This is a genomic window from Oceanobacter sp. 5_MG-2023, assembly GCF_030548165.1.
Classification (GTDB): Bacteria; Pseudomonadota; Gammaproteobacteria; order Pseudomonadales; family Oceanobacteraceae; genus Oceanobacter.
The window spans coordinates 1-1234 of sequence record NZ_JAUORS010000062.1 but is presented as its reverse complement, the minus strand read 5'-3'; the positions used below and the strand labels follow the sequence as shown (position 1 = coordinate 1234).

Sequence of the window (1234 nt, the reverse complement as noted above, 5' to 3'; positions counted from 1 at the left end):
TGTTCTGGTTGAATATCCCGGACACCTCAAGAAGAGATAAACTCTTCACCAACAGAGGTGCCAACCATGAGCCAGAAACGTAGTTACAAGCAATATCCGCCAGAATTTAAGGAAGAAGCCGTCTCTCTCGTGACCGAGCAAGGTTATTCAGTTCCGGAGGCCGCGAAGTCTCTGGGTATCGCCACCAACTTGCTCTATCGGTGGAAGGAAAAACAGGCGCAGTCAACCAGTGAATCAAAGCCTGCAGAAACGGAACTGGAAGAGCTGAAGCGGCTTCGTCAGGAAGTCAAAACCCTGCGCATGGAGAAAGAGATTTTAAAAAAGGCCAGTGCTTTCTTCGCGAAAGAAATGAAGTGAAATACCACTTTATTGAAAATCACAGACAGAGTTATCCGGTGCGATTGCTCTGTCATGTGATGAACGTCAGCAAGTCGGCGTTCTACGCGTGGAAAGCTCGTCCAGCCAAGGTGATCACTGCGGAAGAATTGCACCTGTATCGACGTGCCAAAGCACTGTTCAAAGCCTCCAGAAACAGCTTGGGGAGTCGCGAATTGGTCAAAAAGTTGAGTGAAGAAGGCATTCAGGTGAGTCGACATCGAGTACGAACAGTGATGCAGCAACTGGATCTTAAAGTCACGCAGCGCGTGGCTTACAAGGCGACAACCAAACGAAAACACAGTGACCGAGTAGCCGATAACCTGCTCAATCAACAATTTAATCCGGTGGGTAAAAATCAGGTTTGGGCAGGAGACATCACCTACCTGAAAACCGGTGAAGGCTGGATGTATCTGGCGATCGTTATGGATCTTTACTCGCGCAGGATAGTTGGATGGGCCATCGACAAACGCATGACCACAAGTCTGATCAGTCGAGCCTTGATCAAAGCTTATAACCTCAGGCAACCACCGAAAGGCCTGGTGTTCCACAGTGATCGAGGATCACAGTACACCAGTGAATCCTTCGCCAAACTGCTGAAAGGGTATGACATGAGAGCTTCAATGGGAGACGTTGGTGCATGCTGGGACAACGCCGTGGTTGAACGCTTCTTTGGGAGCCTAAAACATGACTGGCTGTTCAAAGTACACCAGCCGACGCGGGCTCATATGAAACAGGATGTTGCGGCCTATATGAAATATTACAACCTGGATCGACTGCACTCCTCGAACGGTGACTTGTCACCGGCGGAGCATGAGAAATTAGCCAATTAATGTGTCCGGTTTTGTTGACCAGAACA

At 49.0% G+C, this 1234-nt stretch carries 1 protein-coding gene; it reads left to right on the top strand.

The window, feature by feature from the left end; all coding sequences use genetic code 11:
• Positions 1-66 precede the first annotated feature (66 nt).
• A protein-coding gene (locus Q4551_RS16120; protein WP_303434947.1) for an IS3 family transposase occupies positions 67-1208 on the top strand; the annotation gives its coding sequence in 2 pieces (ribosomal slippage) (positions 67-316 and positions 316-1208; 1143 coding nt in all).
• Positions 1209-1234: the final 26 nt, after the last annotated feature.